Origin of the sequence: Pseudomonas sp. TE50-2 (assembly GCF_040813665.1) — a bacterium.
Taxonomy (GTDB): Bacteria; Pseudomonadota; Gammaproteobacteria; order Pseudomonadales; family Pseudomonadaceae; genus Aquipseudomonas; species Aquipseudomonas soli.
In genome coordinates this window covers 320,982-335,207 of record NZ_JBFNXN010000001.1, presented here as the reverse complement: position 1 = coordinate 335,207, position 14,226 = coordinate 320,982, and the positions used below count along the sequence as shown (strand labels likewise).

The following is a 14,226-nucleotide window of genomic DNA, read 5'->3' as shown; positions in this document are numbered from 1 at the left end:
GTCTGAAAGGGCCTCATCGCCGGCAAGCCGGCTCCCACAGTGAGTGCGCGGACCCTGTGGGAGCCGGCTTGCCGGCGATACAGGCGACGCGATTTATGGCAGTGCGTACGCCATCACATAGTCACCGCGGTCGGTCGACTGGCGCGCACCGCCGGCGGTGATCACCACGTACTGCTTGCCGGTCCTGGGCGACACATAGGTCATCGGGCCGCCCTGGCTGCCGACCGGCAGGCGGGCTTTCCAGATCTCGCTGCCGTTGCTGCTGTCGTAGGCGCGCAGGTAGAAGTCCTGGGTGCCGGCGATGAACACCAGGCCGCCCTGGGTGGACAGGGTGCCGCCGAGGGTCGGCAGGCCGATCTTGATCGGCAGGTGCATGCGGATGCCCAGGGGGCCGGTGTCCTCGACGGTGCCGACCGGCACCTGCCAGGCGACCTGGCGGGTCTTCATGTCGATGGCGGTCAGGGTGCCGAACGGCGGCGCCTGGCACGGGATGCCGGCCACCGACAGGAAGCGGTTCTTGTTCACCGCATACGGGGTGCCCTTGAGCGGCACCGCGCCCATGCCGGTGTTCAGTGCTTCGCCACCGGCGGCGGCATCACCCTTGTTCTGCGACGGGATCATCTGGATCCACAGGCCCAGGCGCATGTCGTTGACGAAGATGAAACCATGCACCGGGTCGGTGGAAATGCTGCCCCAGTTCATCCCGCCCAGCGAGCCCGGGAAGCTCAGCGACAGGTCGGTGCCGGGCGCGGTGTAGAGGCCGTCGTAGCGCATCTTCTTGAAATCGATGCGGCACAGCAGCTGGTCATAGGGCGTGGCGCCCCACATGTCCGACTCGGTCAGGGTCTGCGCGCCGATCTGCGGCATGCCTACCGACTTCGGCTGGGTCGGCGAGTACGGCTCGTTGGGGATGTTGCTTGGCTTGACCGGCACTTCATCGACTTGCGTGAGTGGCTTGCCGGTGGCGCGGTCGAGCACGTAGATCTGCCCGGCCTTGGTGCCGATCACCACGGCTGGCACGCTGCTGCCGTCATCCTTGGTGAAATCGATCAGGCTCGGCTGCATCGGCAGGTCGAAGTCCCAGAGGTCGTTGTGCACGGTCTGGTAGACCCACTTCTGGTTGCCGGTAGTGGCGTCCAGGGCCAGCACCGAGGCGCCGTAGGTGTGGTCGAGCCTGTTGCGCTCCACGCCGTAGATATCGGTGGACGAGGAGCCCATCGGCAGGAACACGGTGTTCATCGCCGGATCGTACGACATCGGTGCCCAGCTGTTCGGGGTGCTGCGCACGTAGGTGCCGTCGCCCTGGGGGGCGGCGCGGTCTTGCGGGTTGCCAGGGTCGAAGGCCCAGCGCTGGGCCCCGCTGATCACGTCGAAGCCACGGATGACGCCGCCGGGCATGTCGGTCTGCACGTTGTCGGCCACGCGCCCGCCGACCACCACGGTGGTACCGGCCATCAGCGGTGCCGAGGACAGCTGGTAGTAGGAATCCGGGACATCGCCCAGGCCGGCCTTGAGGTCGACCTGGCCGTTGTCGCCGAAGCCCTGGCAGAACGCGCCGGTGTCGGCGTCGACGGCGATCAGGCGGCCATCGATGGTGTTGGTCAGCAGGCGGCGCTGGCAGTTGGCGCCGGCCGGCACGCTGGCCAGGGTGATCGGTGAACTGTTCGGCTGGCTCGGTTGGGCGATCGGCGTGGTGGCGTCGAAGTAGGCCATGCCACGGCAACGCTGCCAGACCTTGGACTGGGCGTTGATGGCGTTCTTCCACAGCTGCTTGCCGGTGTCGGCGTCCAGCGCGATCAGGTTGTTGTGCGGGGTGCAGATGAACACCTTGTCGCCGACCTGCAGCGGGGTGAGCTGGTCTTCGGCGCCATTGCCGTCGCTGAGGGCGACGTCGCCGGTGTGGTAGGTCCAGGCGACCTTGAGCTTGTCGACGTTGCCACGGTTGATCTGGTCCAGGGCGGCGAAACGGCTGCCGCCTTCAGTGTTGCCGTAGTGGGCCCAGTCCTTCTGCTGTTGGCCGGGCTCTACCGGGGTCAGGCCCGGGCCGTTGCCGGTGGGGGCGACGCTGGGGTGGGCAACGAACATGTTGCCGGCGGCGATGGCCAGGGCCACGGCCAGCACGCCGGCGATGCCATAGGCACCGCGCGCCTTGCGGCGCACCAGTTGCGGGTAAACCAGCGCGACCACCAGGCCGATGGCGGCGAACATGAACAGGCGCGAGAACAGCGGCCAGAACACCAGGCCGCTGTCGGCCACTGCCCAGATCGCGGTGCCGGCGAGGAACAAGGCGTACAGCCAGGCGCCAGCGGGCTTGCGTCGGGCGATGAGCAGGCCGGCGAGGGCCATGGCCAGGCCGCCGGTCAGGAAGTACCAGGAACCGCCCAGGCCGGCCAGCTTGACGCCGCCGGCGGCCAGGAGCAGGCCGAGCAGGGCGATGACAACGCCCAGGCCGATCAGGATGAAGGTTGAGGCGCCAGTGGCGCGGGGTGAGTCTTTCATGCCAGGGATCTCGCAGGTGGAATACCGGCAGTTTAATCCCTTAGCAAGCTAATTAACAAGTTAGTACATTTTAAATCGGGACCGATTGTCGCAGGTCGAGCAGCCGATTCATCACCCGTTCCCACGCAGGCACGCGCCAAAATGAACTCAGGCCTGCAACCCTTCCATCAGGCAGCGCAACGCCCCTTTCACGCGCTCGGCGGCCGCCTGCGGATCGTCCTGGGCAATCACCCAGATACCGCTGTCGCCCATGGCGCCGTTGAGCAGGTGGGCCATGGCCACGGCATCGAACGCGCGCAACCTGCCGGCCTGCTGCAGCTCGACCAGGCCCTGGGCCATGGGGCCGATGTAGCTGGCTTCTTCCATCGCGCGCAGGCGCGGGCCGAGCACGCCGGGGGCATCCTGCAACAGGATGCGCCGCAGTGCTGGTTCATGCAGCAGGTCGTAGTAGTACAGGCAGGTGTCGATATAGCCCTCCCACGGATCGGCGTGGGTGGCGTAGCGGGCATCGATGGCCTGGTTGATCTCGTCGAGCAGGTGTTGCACCACGGCGGTGAACAGCCCGGCCTTGCCGCCGAAGTGGTGGTGCAGGGCGCCTCGGGTGAGGTCGGCTTCAGCGCACAGCTCGTCCATCACCACGGCGGCAAAGCCTTTTTCGGCGAACTGGCGGCGGGCAACGGCGATCAGCCGTTCGGTGGTGTCCGCACTCATGGCGGCTCGGCTGCGGCGAGGGGTGGGCATTGAGGCTCCGATGAAAAAAGGCGATGCGCGCAAATTAGCATACGTTGCGTATGTCAATAAATGGCATTAGCATACGCGGCGTATGTCAATTGGAGATTGTCACCGTGTCTGCCCTCGTTTCGCGTAAACCCACTGCCTGGCTGGGCGAGCTGCCGGGCCTGCTGCGCCTGGCGCTGCCGCTGGTGCTGGGCCTGTCGGCGGCCGAGCTGATCAGCCTGACCGACACCGTGCTGCTGGCTTCGCTGGGCACGCTGGTGCTGGCCTGTGTCGCGCTGACCAGCAGTGCCGGGCTGATTTTCCATGCCGGGCTGTACGGCATGCTCGCCACCCTCAGCGTGCGCGTCGGCCACGCCTTCGGCGCCGATGATCCGGGCGAAGTGGCGCGCACGCTGCGTGGCGGCCTCGGCTATGGGCTGTTGGTCGGCATCCTCGGCTGCCTGGCCATGCTGGCCACGTTGCCGCTGGTGCAATGGCTGGGCGTGCCGCTGCCGGACGTGGCCCTGCTGACGCCGTACTGGCAGGCCATGGCGGTGTTCCTGATTCCGTACTGCCTGGCGGTGGTGTTCAAAGACGTGCTGGAGGCCATCGGCCGGCCTTGGGTGGCCGTACTGCTGGTGATGAGCGCGGTGCTGTTCAACCTGCCGCTGAGCTATGGCCTGATCCATGGGCATTTCGGCTTGCCGGCGCTGGGGTTGCTGGGTGCGGGCATCGCCGGGGTGATCGCCGAGTCGCTGGCGGTGGTGCTGGCCCTGGCCTATTGGCGGATGGCGCCGTCGTTGGCGCGCTATCGCCAGACGCCACAGGGGCCGCGCTTGTCCTGGCGCACGCTGCTTGGCGAGGGCTGGCCACTGGGGCTGGGCTATCTGGCCGAGGCTGGCGCGGTGGTGATCGCGGCGTGGATGCTCGGTTGGCTGGGTAATGCCGCACTGGCCGCCAACCAGGTGGTGCAGTCGATCGGCGCGCTGCTGTACATGCTGCCGCTGGGCATGGCCGCAGCGGTGAGCATTCGCATCAGCCAGGCCCAGGGCCGCGGTGAGACGGCGCGCATCCGCGCCATCGGCAGCGCCACCTTCGCCAGCGTCACCGCCTGGATGCTGGTGGCCACCGTGCTGCTGGCGCTGTTCGGGCGGCGCATCGCCGAAGCCATGAGCGACGACCCGCAGGTAATCGCCATCGCCGTGCCGATGTTCGTGGTGGTCGCGGCGATGCAGGTGGCCGACGGCCTGCAATCCACCGCGCTGGGCGCCTTGCGTGGCCTGCAGGACTACCGCTGGCCGGTGGGGGTGACCTTGGTCAGCTACTGGTTGCTGGCGCTGCCGATGAGCTACTGGCTGGCCTTCCATTCCGCGCTGGGCCCGGTGGGTGTGTGGGTGGGCTTCGCCTGTGGCCTGGCCGTGTCGGCGGTGCTGCTGCCGTGGCGTTTCTATCGCCTGCAGGCAAGGCCGCTCACCGCGGCGCTGGTTCAGCCCTGATAGAACACGGCCAGCCACACCGTGGCCACGCCGGGCTCGGTCCACTCCACGCGGTGGCGGCAGCGGGGCGGGATGTCCAGGTGGTCGCCTGCACGCAGCACGCGGGTGTGCGCCTCGTTTTCCAGGCGCAGCCCGGCGCTGCCGCTGAGCACCACCACCCATTCGCCTTCGGCCTGGTCGTACCAGAACCCCTCAGGGCTGGCCTGGCCGCTGGAGACGATGCGTTCGATGCGCAGGCCCGGGCGGCGCAGCAGGTCGGTGAATTGCTCATCGGCCTCGGGGGCCAGCGGCGGCAGGGCGGTGAACAGGTTGTCTGGCATGGGACGGCTCGCGGGAGGTTGATTGCAGAGGGGCAATTGTAGGAAGGTTTCGGCTTTTGCCCCACGGAAAACCACGATGGACAAGCTGCTGGCGATCAAGGTGTTCATGGCCACCGCCGAGACCGGGGGCTTTTCCGCCGCCGCGCGCCGACTGGGGGTGGCGACGTCTTCGGTGACCCGCCAGGTCGATGCCCTCGAACAGGCGCTCGGGGCCAGCCTGCTCAACCGCTCCACCCGCCAGGTCAGTCTGACCGAGGCCGGTGCCAGCTACTACCAGCGCGCCCGCGAGATCCTCGAGGCGTTGGCCGAAGCCGACGCCAGCGTCGCCGACCGTGGCGAGGAGCCGGTGGGGGTGCTGCGCCTGTGTCTGCCGGTGGAGTTCGGCCGGCGGGTGATTGCCCCGCACCTGGGGGCGTTTCTCGCCCGTCACCCGGCCCTGGAGCTGGACATCGACCTCAGCGACCGCTTCGACGACCTGCTCGACGGGCGCTACGACCTGACCATCCGCCTGGGCGAACCGGCCCCCGGCGATGAACTGGTGTGCCGGCCGCTGGGCCGCTTCGAGCGTTGGCTGGTGGCAAGCCCGGCGTACCTGCGCCAGCACCCGCCGCTCGGCGAACCGCGACAACTGGCCGATCACGCCTGCCTGCGCTTTCGTTACGGCCAGTCGGCGCGGCCCTGGCGCCTGAGCCAGGGCGAGCAATGCCTGGAACTGGATATCAGCGGCCCGCTGCGCAGCGCCAACGCCGACCTGCTGCGCGAGGCGGCGATCGCTGGCAGCGGGGTGGCGCTGCTGGCCGACTGGCTGGTGCGCGAGGATGTCGAGGCCGGGCGCCTGCAACGGCTGTTCGCCGACTGGACGGTGAGTCCGGGCAATGCCAGCGCCAGCATCAACGCCTTGTACTTGCCCAATCACCGTGGTTCGCGACGGGTGATGGCGTTCGTTGCCTTCTGTGAGGGGCTGCTGACGGACTGAGGCGTTGCGTGCCGCGCAAAGGCCTGTTGCGCGGGCGATGGATTCTCGCCGGGGCGAATGTCCGTCAACCTTCGCGCACATCCTTTCGCAAGCCGAGGTACCCTCGAATGAATCCCTCCCTCGCCGTTGCCCAGCCAGCGGTCCCAGGCCTGAGCCGGGCCCTGGTGACGTTGCTGGCTTTCTGCTGCGGCGCCATCGTCGCCAACATCTACTACGCCCAACCCATCGTCGGCCTGATCGCCCCGGACGTTGGCCTGTCCACCGAGCGGGCCGGCCTGATTGTTTCCCTGACCCAGATCGGCTACGCCCTGGGCCTGTTGTTCCTGGTGCCGCTGGCCGACCTGCTGGAGAACCGCCGGCTGATGGTCGCCACGGCGGTGCTGGCCGCCGGCAGCCTGTTGCTGGCCGGCACCAGCGGCCATGGGCAGGGCGAGGTGTTCCTGCTGTACGCACTGCTGATCGGCTTCAGTTCGGTGGCGGTGCAGATGCTGATACCGCTGGCGGCGCATCTGGCGCCGGAGCGCGAGCGTGGCAGGGTGGTCGGCAACATCATGGGTGGGTTGCTGCTGGGGATCCTCCTGGCGCGTCCACTGGCAAGCCTGGTGGCGGATCATTTCGGCTGGCGTGCGGTGTTCGTCGGTGCCGCGGGGTTGATGCTGGCGATCATCCTGCTGCTGGCGTCGACACTGCCGCGCCGGGTGCCGGAGCACAAGGCCAACTATGCCGGGTTGATGGCCTCTTTGCTGGTGCTGTTGCGCCGTTATCCGGCGTTGCGCCAGCGGGCGTTGTACCAGGCGCTGATGTTCGCGGCGTTCAGCCTGTACTGGACGGCGGTGCCGCTGGCGCTGGCCGCTGAACATGGCCTGTCGCAGAGTCAGATCGCGCTGTTCGCCCTGGTCGGGGCGGTGGGCGCGGTGGCGGCGCCCTTGGCCGGGCGGTTGGCCGATGCCGGACATGGACGGCGCGCTTCGTTGCTGGCGATGAGCCTGGCGCCGCTGGCCTTGCTCGGCGGCCTGAGTGCCGCGGGCATGAGCGTGATCGGCCTGGGGCTGACCGGGGTGCTGCTGGATTTTGCCGTGCAGATGAACCTGGTCATCGGCCAGCGCGAGGTGTACGCGCTGGATCCGGCCAGCCGTGGCCGCTTGAATGCGCTGTACATGACCAGCATCTTCCTCGGCGGCGCCGTGGGCTCGGCGCTGGCCAGCGGGGTGTATGCGCAGTTCGGCTGGCATGGGGTGGCGCTGTTGGGGGCGGGATTGCCGGCGGTGGCGCTGGTGGTGTTCCTGATCGTTTCCCGGCGCTGATCCCGGGTGTTTATCGTCCCAGCGGCAGGGCCACGCCGATCAGCGCAAACAGGCCGCCACATGCGCGGTTGAACCCCCGGCCACCCTTGGCCAGCCATGGCCGGATGCGAAATGCCAGGCGCGCCAGCAGGTACTCCACCAGGCACTCGACACTGGCGAAGGTCGCTGCCATCACCACGAACTGCAGCAGCAGGCCGCGCTGCGGGTCGATGAATTGCGGCAGGAACGCGCCATAGAACAGCAGCACCTTGGGGTTGGCCAGCGCCGACAGGCAGCCCTGGCGGAACAGCCCGGCGTTGCTCAGCGCGGTACTGCCGCGGGGCAACTCGAGATGCAGCGCCGGGGTGCGCCACAGCTGGATCCCCAGCCACACCAGATAGGCCCCGCCCACCCACTTGAGCACCGTCAGCACCGAGGCCGAGGCCTGCAGCAGGGCGCTCAGGCCGAACATGGTCAGGGCGATCAGGGCGCTGAAACCGAACACCCCGCCGCAGATGGTGAACAGTGTGCGCCGGGCGCCGTACAGCGCGCCATGGGTCAGGGCCAGCAGGCTGTTGGGGCCTGGAGTCAGTGATAGGCCGATGCTGGCGAGCAGGTAGATGAGCCAGGTGTCGAGTGCCATGGGTATGCCTTGTCGGTGGTGAGGGCGCCAGTGTAGGGCAGGGTTGCGGGAATACAGGGTAGTATTCGGACAAATGAAGGTCATATTCGGACATTACCATGACACCCGACCTGCGCCTGCTGATCCTGCCGCTGCCGGAATTCGCCTTGCTGCCCTTTGGCGCCTTCCTCGACAAGCTGCGCTTTTCCGCCGACGACGAGGACTACAGCCGCCAGCGCTACTGCCGCTGGACGGTGATCGGCCTCGACCTGGCGCCTGTGCCGTCCAGCAGCGGGGCCATGGTGCAGGTGGAGGCGACGCCCGCCCAGGTCGACTGGAGCGCCTACGACCATCTGGTGCTGTTCGGTGGGCGCAATGCCAGCGCCACGGCAGCCCTGGCGCCGCGCTACCGGGCCTTGCTGAAACAGGCGGCCAAGGCGGGGCTGAAACTGGTCTGCGTCGACAATGCGGCCTTCCTGCTGGCGGCCTGTGGCCTGTTGGACGGTCATCAGGTGGTGGTGCACTGGCGTCATGAGGCCGAGTTTCGCGTGGCGTTTCCCCGTGTGCGGCTGCTGACCGGGCAGTTGTATTGCTTCGACGGCAGCCGTATCACCTGCGCCGGTGGCACGGCGGCCATCGACCTGGCGGTGGAGCTGATCGCCCGCGCCAGCGGCCGCGCCCGGGCGCTCAAGGGCCTGGCCGACATGCTGGTGGATGAAAGCCGCGACAGTCGCCACGCCTTGCGCTCGCTGGAGGCCGGCGCCGGGGAGGGGCGCCAGGTGCAACGGGCCACGGCGCTGATGCGCCATCACCTGGCGGCGCGGCTGCCGGTGGAGGCGCTGGCGGCGGAGCTGGGGATCAGCCGGCGCCAGCTCGACCGCCAGTTCCAGGCCTGCCATGGCATGAGCGCCAAGGCCTGGTGGCAGGAGCTGCGCCTGCAGCAGGCGCGCTGGCGGTTGCTCAACTCCAGCCACAGCCTGGCGCAGATCGCCGATGAGGTGGGCATGGGCGATGCCAGTTACCTGGGCAAGTGGGTACGGCGGCGCTTCGGTTGTACGGCGCTGGCGCTGCGCAGGTCATGAGATCGCGGGGCCGCGCAGACCTCAAGCCTTGCGCTGTTTCTGTGGGAGCTGGCTTGCCAGCGATGGGCCGCAGCGCGGCCCCAATACAAGTAAGTTGTTCCTGCAGGGCAATAGCCCGCCTGAAGCGCTCTACTGTGGCGTACCGAACAACCCCGTCCAGTAGATCCCGGCGTCGCTCTTCGGGTCCACCGCATACGCCGCCCCCAGTTCACGGAAGTCCGCGTTCATCAGCGTGGCGCAGTGCCCGGGGCTGGCCAGCCAGCCGTCGACCACCTTGCGCGCGGTATCGCGCCCGGCGGCGATGTTCTCGCCGATCTGCCGGTACAGGTAGCCGGCCAGTTCCGCGCGGTCGCCCGGGGTGCGGCCATCGCGGTCGATATGGTCGAAGAAGTTCTGGTTGGCCATGGCCCGGGTGTGGTTGGCGGCGACGCCGGCCAGGGTCGCGCTCCAGGCCAGCGCCGGGGCAGCGGGGTAGGGCTGGCCGCCGCACTGGCGCGGCAGGTTGCGCGCGGCGTTGATCTCCTGCAGCAGCTTCTGCCCTTCGGCCTGCCAGTCGCCCAGACGCCCGCTGAGCAGCGGGCGGGCCAGGACGATGCGCCAGTCGCGATCCTCTTGGCTGACACCGATATCGACGAACTGCGGGTCGAGCACCACCTGGCAGAAGCTCTCCTCGATGGCTTTCATCGCCGCCTTGGCATCCCGTGGGCCGGACAGGCTGATGGCCTGCACGTTGACCATCGGGTAGGCGGCGCGGGTCATGGCCTGCTGCAGGTCGCGGGTGCCCTCCGGCGACAGCGCCAGGCGGGTGTCGCTGTTGAGCGGCGGCAGCTCCAGCGAAGCCTCGCCGCCACAGCGCTGGGCCTGGCTGCGGTAGACGTTGATCGTATCGATCAGTTGCGCTTCTTCGCCGGCATGCGCCTGGCTGCCGGTGGCGGCAAGCAGGCCCAGCGTCAGGCCGAGGCAGGCAACGGATGGGACGCGCATGTGGATCTCCCTGTAACTGGCAGCGTCTGGATCTGCGCTGCCCATCCTACACAAGCGCAAGGCTTTTGGCCCGGCCCTGTGCGCTATGAAAACCAAGCCTTGGCAATCGCTTGCAGTCGGCAAAAGAGGGGGTAGACCGCTGGTCGGCAAAAAAGTGCGGTTGTTTGGTAATAATTCGCACTATCGGCTAGAAACACTACTCAGTCACTTCAAGTTTCTCATCCGCCAGGACGGCCCTGATCCTCCCCGGGAGCCCTCCATGACACGTGCCTGCCCGTATCAATCGACCCTCCTTGCGCTGTGCTGTTCCGTTGCCGTCAGCGCCCATGGCGCAGATGGCGCCATCGAGCTGGATGCCACCGCCATCAACGCCGAGGCGCTCAAGGCGCCTGCCGGCGAACTGCCCGAACCCTATGCCGGCGGCCAGGTGGCCCGTGGCGGGCAGATGGGCGTGCTGGGCAACCAGGACATGATGGACGTGCCGTTCACCATGACCAGCTACACCGCGCAGCTGATCGAGGAGCAGCAGGCCGAGGACATCGGCGACGTGCTGCTCAACGACCCGTCGGTGCGCCAGTCGTTCGGCTTTGGCAACCAGTCCCAGGTCTTCGTCATCCGTGGCCTGCCGCTCAATGGCGACGACGTGGCGTTCAACGGCCTGTACGGCGTGTTGCCGCGGCAGATGATTTCCACCGATGCGGTGGAGCGGGTCGAGGTGTTCAAGGGGCCCAATGCCTTTCTCAACGGCGCCAGCCCGACCGGCACGGGCCTGGGCGGCAACGTCAACCTGCAACCCAAGCGCGCCGGCGATACGCCGACCCGCCGCTACACCCAGGACATCAGCAGTGACGGGCGCATCGGCGAGCATCTGGACATTGGCCAGCGCTTCGGCGCGGACAATCGCTTTGGCGTGCGCCTGAACCTCTCGCAGCGCGAGGGCGAGACGGCGGTCGACGACCAGGACCAGCGCAGCAAGCTGTTCGTCGCCGGGCTCGATTACCGTGGCGACAACTTCCGGGTGTCGGGTGATTTCGGCTACCAGAAGCAGCGGGTCAACCATATGCGCAACTCAGTGCGCCTGGGCGCCGGCCTGACCGATATCCCCCATGCGCCGGACGCCGATCACAACTACGGCCAGGACTGGGCCTGGACCGAGACCGAGGACACCTTCGGCATGCTCCGCGGCGACTACGACTTCAACGACAACTGGAGCGGCTACCTGGCCGGGGGCATCAAGCACACCCACGAGAACGGCTTCTACGGCACGCCGATCCTCACCGATGCGGCCAGCGGCGATGCCACCATCGGCGGCTCGAAGATCCCCCACAACGAGGACAACACCACCTTCATGGGCGGCATCAATGGCCGCTTCCAGACAGGGCCGGTCAGCCATCAGCTGAACATCGGCGCGGCGAGCATCTGGACCCAGCAGGAGAACGCCTTCGTCTTCTACAACTCGCAGGCCACCAATATCTACCGCACCGACCCGTTGCCCAAGCCGACCACGCCGACCTTCGTCGGCGGCAAGCTGGACGACCCCGGCGTGACCGGCAAGACCCGCAACCGCAGCATCGCGCTGTCCGACACCGTGGGCCTGTTCGATGACACCCTGCTGCTCACCGTGGGCGTGCGGCGCCAGCAATTGCGCGTGGAGGGCTACGCCTACGACGGGCCGGGCCCGGACCTGGGGCGCAACGCCTTCTATGACGAGGCGGTCACCACGCCGGTGTACGGTATCGTCTACAAGCTCAACCCATCGGTCTCGCTGTATGCCAACCGCATCGAGGGCCTGGCCCAGGGCGCCACGGCATCGGGGCAGGTGATCAACGTCGGCGAGGTGTTCCCGCCGGCCAAGACCAAGCAGGTGGAGGCGGGGGTCAAGCTCGATTACCAGACCTTCGGCGCCAACCTGGCGGTGTTCCGCATCGAGCGGCCTACCGATGGCTTCGTCGACGGCAATGTGTTCGTCCAGGATGGCGAGCAGGTCAACAAGGGGCTTGAGCTCAGTGTGTTCGGTGAGCCGCTGCCGGGGCTGCGGTTGATGGCCGGTGGCACGCGCATGGATACCGAGCTGAAGAACACCCAGGGCGGCACGGCCGATGGCAACCACGCGGTCGGCGTGCCGACCTTCCAGCTCAATGCCAGTGTCGATTGGGATGTGCCGGGGCTGGAAGGCGTGGCGCTCAATGCGCGCATGCTGCGCACCGGCGGGCAGTACGCCAACCCGGCCAACACCCTGAGCCTGCCGACCTGGAACCGTTTCGACGTCGGCGCGCGCTATCGCTTCAAGGTGCAGGAAAAGGCCGTGACCCTGCGGGTCAACGTGGAGAACCTGACCGACAAGAACTACTGGGCCTCGGCCAATGGGGGGTATTTGACCCAGGGCGACCCGCGGCTGGTGAAGTTCTCGGGGACCCTGGATTTTTGAAGCCTGTGCCGGCGGCGTGCCTTACCAGAGCGCTACTGCCGCCGCGCCGATCACCCGGCCAAACACCGCCAGCGCCGTATCCACGTCCGCTTCGCTGGTGTAGCGCCCGACGCTCAGGCGCACGCTGTTGCGCGCCTGGCGCTCGTCGAGGCCGAGGGCCAGCAGCACGTGGGACGCCGCATTGCTCGCTGAGTTGCACGCCGAAGTGCTCGACAGCGCCAGCTCGCCCGCCAGGGCCAGGCTGTTGAAGCCCTTGGCATCGATGCACAGGTTGAGGGTGTGGGGAATGCGTTGCTCTGCGCAGCCATTGAGCGTCACCCCCGGCATTGCCAGCAGGCCGTCGCGCAAGCGCCGGGCGAGTTGCTCCAGGCACTGGTACTCCGCCGCGCCGGGCTGGCCGGCCAGGGCGAAGGCGCTGCCCATGCCGACGATCTGGTGGGTGGCCAGGGTGCCAGAGCGCAGGCCGCGCTCATGGCCGCCGCCGTGCATCTGCGCACGCATCGCCGGGCGGGCGCGAGGGCCGACGTAAAGGGCACCGATGCCCTTGGGGCCGTAGACCTTGTGCGCCGAGAACGACATCAGGTCGACCGCCTGCTGCGCCAGGTCGATCCGAACCTTGCCCACTGCCTGCGCCGCGTCCACGTGCAAAAGCGCACCGTGCTCGCGGACGATTGCACCGATAGCGGCAAAGTCGGTCACCGTGCCCAGTTCGTTGTTCACCGCCATCAGCGACACCAGGCGGGTGTCCGGGCGCAGCGCGGCCTGGACCGCTTCCGGCTGGATCAACCCTCGGGCATCCGGGGCCAGGCGGGTCACCGCCCAGCCCAGGCGCTCCAGCTCGGCGGCGGTGTCGAGGATGGCCTTGTGCTCGATCTGGCTGGTGATCACATGCCCCGGCTGCGCGCAGCCTTGGGCGATGCCCTTGAGCGCGAGGTTGTTGGATTCGGTGGCGCCGGAGGTCCAGACCAGCTCGTCGGGCTGCGCGCCGACCTGCTCGGCCACCTGGTGGCGGGCATGCTCGACGGCTTCGCGGGCCGCCTGGCCGTGGAAATGGCCGCTGGAGGCGGGGTTGCCGAAGTTCGCCTCACGGCCCAGGCAGGTGAGCATGGCGGCGATGACCTGGTCATCGACCGGCGTGGTGGCGGCGTAATCGAAGTAGAGCGGGGTGCTGGGCATGATCAAGGGCGGGTCCGTGCGTGGACGCCGCCTGTCGGCATCCATGGACTCATGCTAGGGAAATGGCGATATGAATGTTTTCCAATTTTGCCAACATGTGGGGTTTCCAGAAAAAAACTTCTACTCGTTGGTTGCGTATCTGTAGAAATATTTTCTTTGTGTATCAAAGCCACTGCCACGGCGCCTGTTTGGTGACCATCACCAGCACGATCAGGAACATACCGGCAAACCCTGCCACCCCCATCCACAGCCAGGGACGGTACAGCTGTTGGTAGGCCTCGCCCAGCGCCGTGCCGTTGTCGGCTGCCTGGGCGGCGAGGCGCTGCATGCGCGTCTGCAACAGCAGCACAGGCAGCCATAGGGCGCCGACCGCGAAGAAGATCAGCAGCGCGGCCCGTAGCCAGTCGGCGGACCACGGCATGCCGCCCATGCTGACCAGGGCGTAGCCGGTCAGCAGCTGCAGCACGCCCGCCGGGGTGGTGATCCAGGCGTCGAAGCGCACCACCATCCGTGCCACCGCCGCAATCACCCGCGGGTCGCGGCTGCGGTTCGCGGCGATCAGGTACAGGTACGAGCCCATGCCGAAGCCGAAGAGAAACACTGCGGCGATGATGTGCAGGTACTTGAGCAGCAGGTAGCTCAT

At 67.6% G+C, this 14,226-nt stretch carries 12 protein-coding genes; 5 read left to right on the top strand and 7 right to left on the bottom strand.

The window, feature by feature from the left end:
• Positions 1-93: 93 nt before the first annotated feature.
• Together AAHK21_RS01410 and AAHK21_RS01405 are read right to left on the bottom strand one after the other, a co-directional pair.
• The gene (locus AAHK21_RS01410) at positions 94-2,499 is read right to left on the bottom strand and encodes a glucose/quinate/shikimate family membrane-bound PQQ-dependent dehydrogenase (protein WP_367856126.1); all 2,406 of its coding nucleotides are present in this window, start codon (positions 2,497-2,499) and stop codon (positions 94-96) included.
• Positions 2,500-2,646: 147 nt separating this feature from the next.
• Positions 2,647-3,240 carry a TetR/AcrR family transcriptional regulator gene (locus AAHK21_RS01405; RefSeq protein WP_367856125.1) on the bottom strand — a complete coding sequence of 198 codons (594 nt, stop codon included), beginning with the start codon at positions 3,238-3,240 and terminating at the stop codon, positions 2,647-2,649.
• Positions 3,241-3,344: 104 nt separating this feature from the next.
• Between AAHK21_RS01405 and AAHK21_RS01400 the strand changes: the two genes are divergently transcribed.
• Positions 3,345-4,712: an MATE family efflux transporter gene (locus AAHK21_RS01400; RefSeq protein ID WP_367856124.1), complete on the top strand. Its 1,368-nt coding sequence runs from the start codon at positions 3,345-3,347 to the stop codon at positions 4,710-4,712.
• Here AAHK21_RS01400 and AAHK21_RS01395 read toward each other — a convergent pair.
• Positions 4,703-5,032 carry a cupin domain-containing protein gene (locus AAHK21_RS01395; protein WP_367856123.1) on the bottom strand — a complete coding sequence of 110 codons (330 nt, stop codon included), beginning with the start codon at positions 5,030-5,032 and terminating at the stop codon, positions 4,703-4,705. The genes AAHK21_RS01400 and AAHK21_RS01395 overlap by 10 nt on opposite strands.
• Before the next feature lie 76 nt (positions 5,033-5,108).
• Between AAHK21_RS01395 and AAHK21_RS01390 the strand changes: the two genes are divergently transcribed.
• Together AAHK21_RS01390 and AAHK21_RS01385 are read left to right on the top strand one after the other, a co-directional pair.
• On the top strand, positions 5,109-6,008 hold the full coding sequence (locus AAHK21_RS01390; protein WP_367856122.1) for a LysR family transcriptional regulator: 900 nt from the start codon (positions 5,109-5,111) through the stop codon (positions 6,006-6,008).
• A gap of 107 nt (positions 6,009-6,115) precedes the next feature.
• Positions 6,116-7,312 carry an MFS transporter gene (locus tag AAHK21_RS01385; RefSeq protein WP_367856121.1) on the top strand — a complete coding sequence of 399 codons (1,197 nt, stop codon included), beginning with the start codon at positions 6,116-6,118 and terminating at the stop codon, positions 7,310-7,312.
• Between the two features lie 10 nt (positions 7,313-7,322).
• On the opposite strand, the gene AAHK21_RS01380 is transcribed toward AAHK21_RS01385, so the two are convergent.
• Complete coding sequence (locus tag AAHK21_RS01380) at positions 7,323-7,934, bottom strand: LysE family translocator (protein ID WP_046855873.1); 612 nt, start codon at positions 7,932-7,934, stop codon at positions 7,323-7,325.
• Between the two features lie 98 nt (positions 7,935-8,032).
• Here AAHK21_RS01380 and AAHK21_RS01375 point away from each other — a divergent pair, with 98 nt between their 5' ends.
• Entirely contained in the window at positions 8,033-8,995 is a 963-nt protein-coding gene (locus AAHK21_RS01375; protein WP_367856120.1) for a GlxA family transcriptional regulator, read from the top strand.
• 129 nt (positions 8,996-9,124) lie between these two features.
• On the opposite strand, the gene AAHK21_RS01370 is transcribed toward AAHK21_RS01375, so the two are convergent.
• A complete protein-coding gene (locus tag AAHK21_RS01370; protein WP_046855871.1) occupies positions 9,125-9,979 on the bottom strand; it encodes a CAP domain-containing protein in 855 nt (284 codons plus the stop codon).
• A gap of 259 nt (positions 9,980-10,238) precedes the next feature.
• Between AAHK21_RS01370 and AAHK21_RS01365 the strand changes: the two genes are divergently transcribed.
• The gene (locus AAHK21_RS01365) at positions 10,239-12,407 is read left to right on the top strand and encodes a TonB-dependent receptor (protein WP_367856119.1); all 2,169 of its coding nucleotides are present in this window, start codon (positions 10,239-10,241) and stop codon (positions 12,405-12,407) included.
• 21 nt (positions 12,408-12,428) lie between these two features.
• Here the strand turns inward: AAHK21_RS01365 and AAHK21_RS01360 are convergent, their stop codons facing one another.
• Positions 12,429-13,583 (bottom strand): cysteine desulfurase family protein, encoded by a 1,155-nt coding sequence (locus AAHK21_RS01360; protein ID WP_367856118.1) that lies wholly within the window; start codon positions 13,581-13,583, stop codon positions 12,429-12,431.
• A 163-nt stretch (positions 13,584-13,746) separates the two neighbouring features.
• The gene (locus tag AAHK21_RS01355; protein WP_367856117.1) at positions 13,747-14,226 is read right to left on the bottom strand and encodes a DUF2269 family protein; all 480 of its coding nucleotides are present in this window, start codon (positions 14,224-14,226) and stop codon (positions 13,747-13,749) included.

Bases quoted from the DNA above. Each gene is read 5' to 3' on its own strand.
- AAHK21_RS01385 (WP_367856121.1), top strand. From the start codon at position 6,116: ATGAATCCCTCCCTCGCCGTTGCCCAGCCAGCGGTCCCAGGCCTGAGC.
- AAHK21_RS01360 (WP_367856118.1), bottom strand. From the start codon at position 13,583: ATGCCCAGCACCCCGCTCTACTTCGATTACGCCGCCACCACGCCGGTC.
- AAHK21_RS01355 (WP_367856117.1), bottom strand. From the start codon at position 14,226: ATGAGCTACCTGCTGCTCAAGTACCTGCACATCATCGCCGCAGTGTTT.
- AAHK21_RS01390 (WP_367856122.1), top strand. From the start codon at position 5,109: ATGGACAAGCTGCTGGCGATCAAGGTGTTCATGGCCACCGCCGAGACC.
- AAHK21_RS01380 (WP_046855873.1), bottom strand. From the start codon at position 7,934: ATGGCACTCGACACCTGGCTCATCTACCTGCTCGCCAGCATCGGCCTA.
- AAHK21_RS01405 (WP_367856125.1), bottom strand. From the start codon at position 3,240: ATGCCCACCCCTCGCCGCAGCCGAGCCGCCATGAGTGCGGACACCACC.
- AAHK21_RS01370 (WP_046855871.1), bottom strand. From the start codon at position 9,979: ATGCGCGTCCCATCCGTTGCCTGCCTCGGCCTGACGCTGGGCCTGCTT.
- AAHK21_RS01410 (WP_367856126.1), bottom strand. From the start codon at position 2,499: ATGAAAGACTCACCCCGCGCCACTGGCGCCTCAACCTTCATCCTGATC.
- AAHK21_RS01395 (WP_367856123.1), bottom strand. From the start codon at position 5,032: ATGCCAGACAACCTGTTCACCGCCCTGCCGCCGCTGGCCCCCGAGGCC.
- AAHK21_RS01375 (WP_367856120.1), top strand. From the start codon at position 8,033: ATGACACCCGACCTGCGCCTGCTGATCCTGCCGCTGCCGGAATTCGCC.
- AAHK21_RS01365 (WP_367856119.1), top strand. From the start codon at position 10,239: ATGACACGTGCCTGCCCGTATCAATCGACCCTCCTTGCGCTGTGCTGT.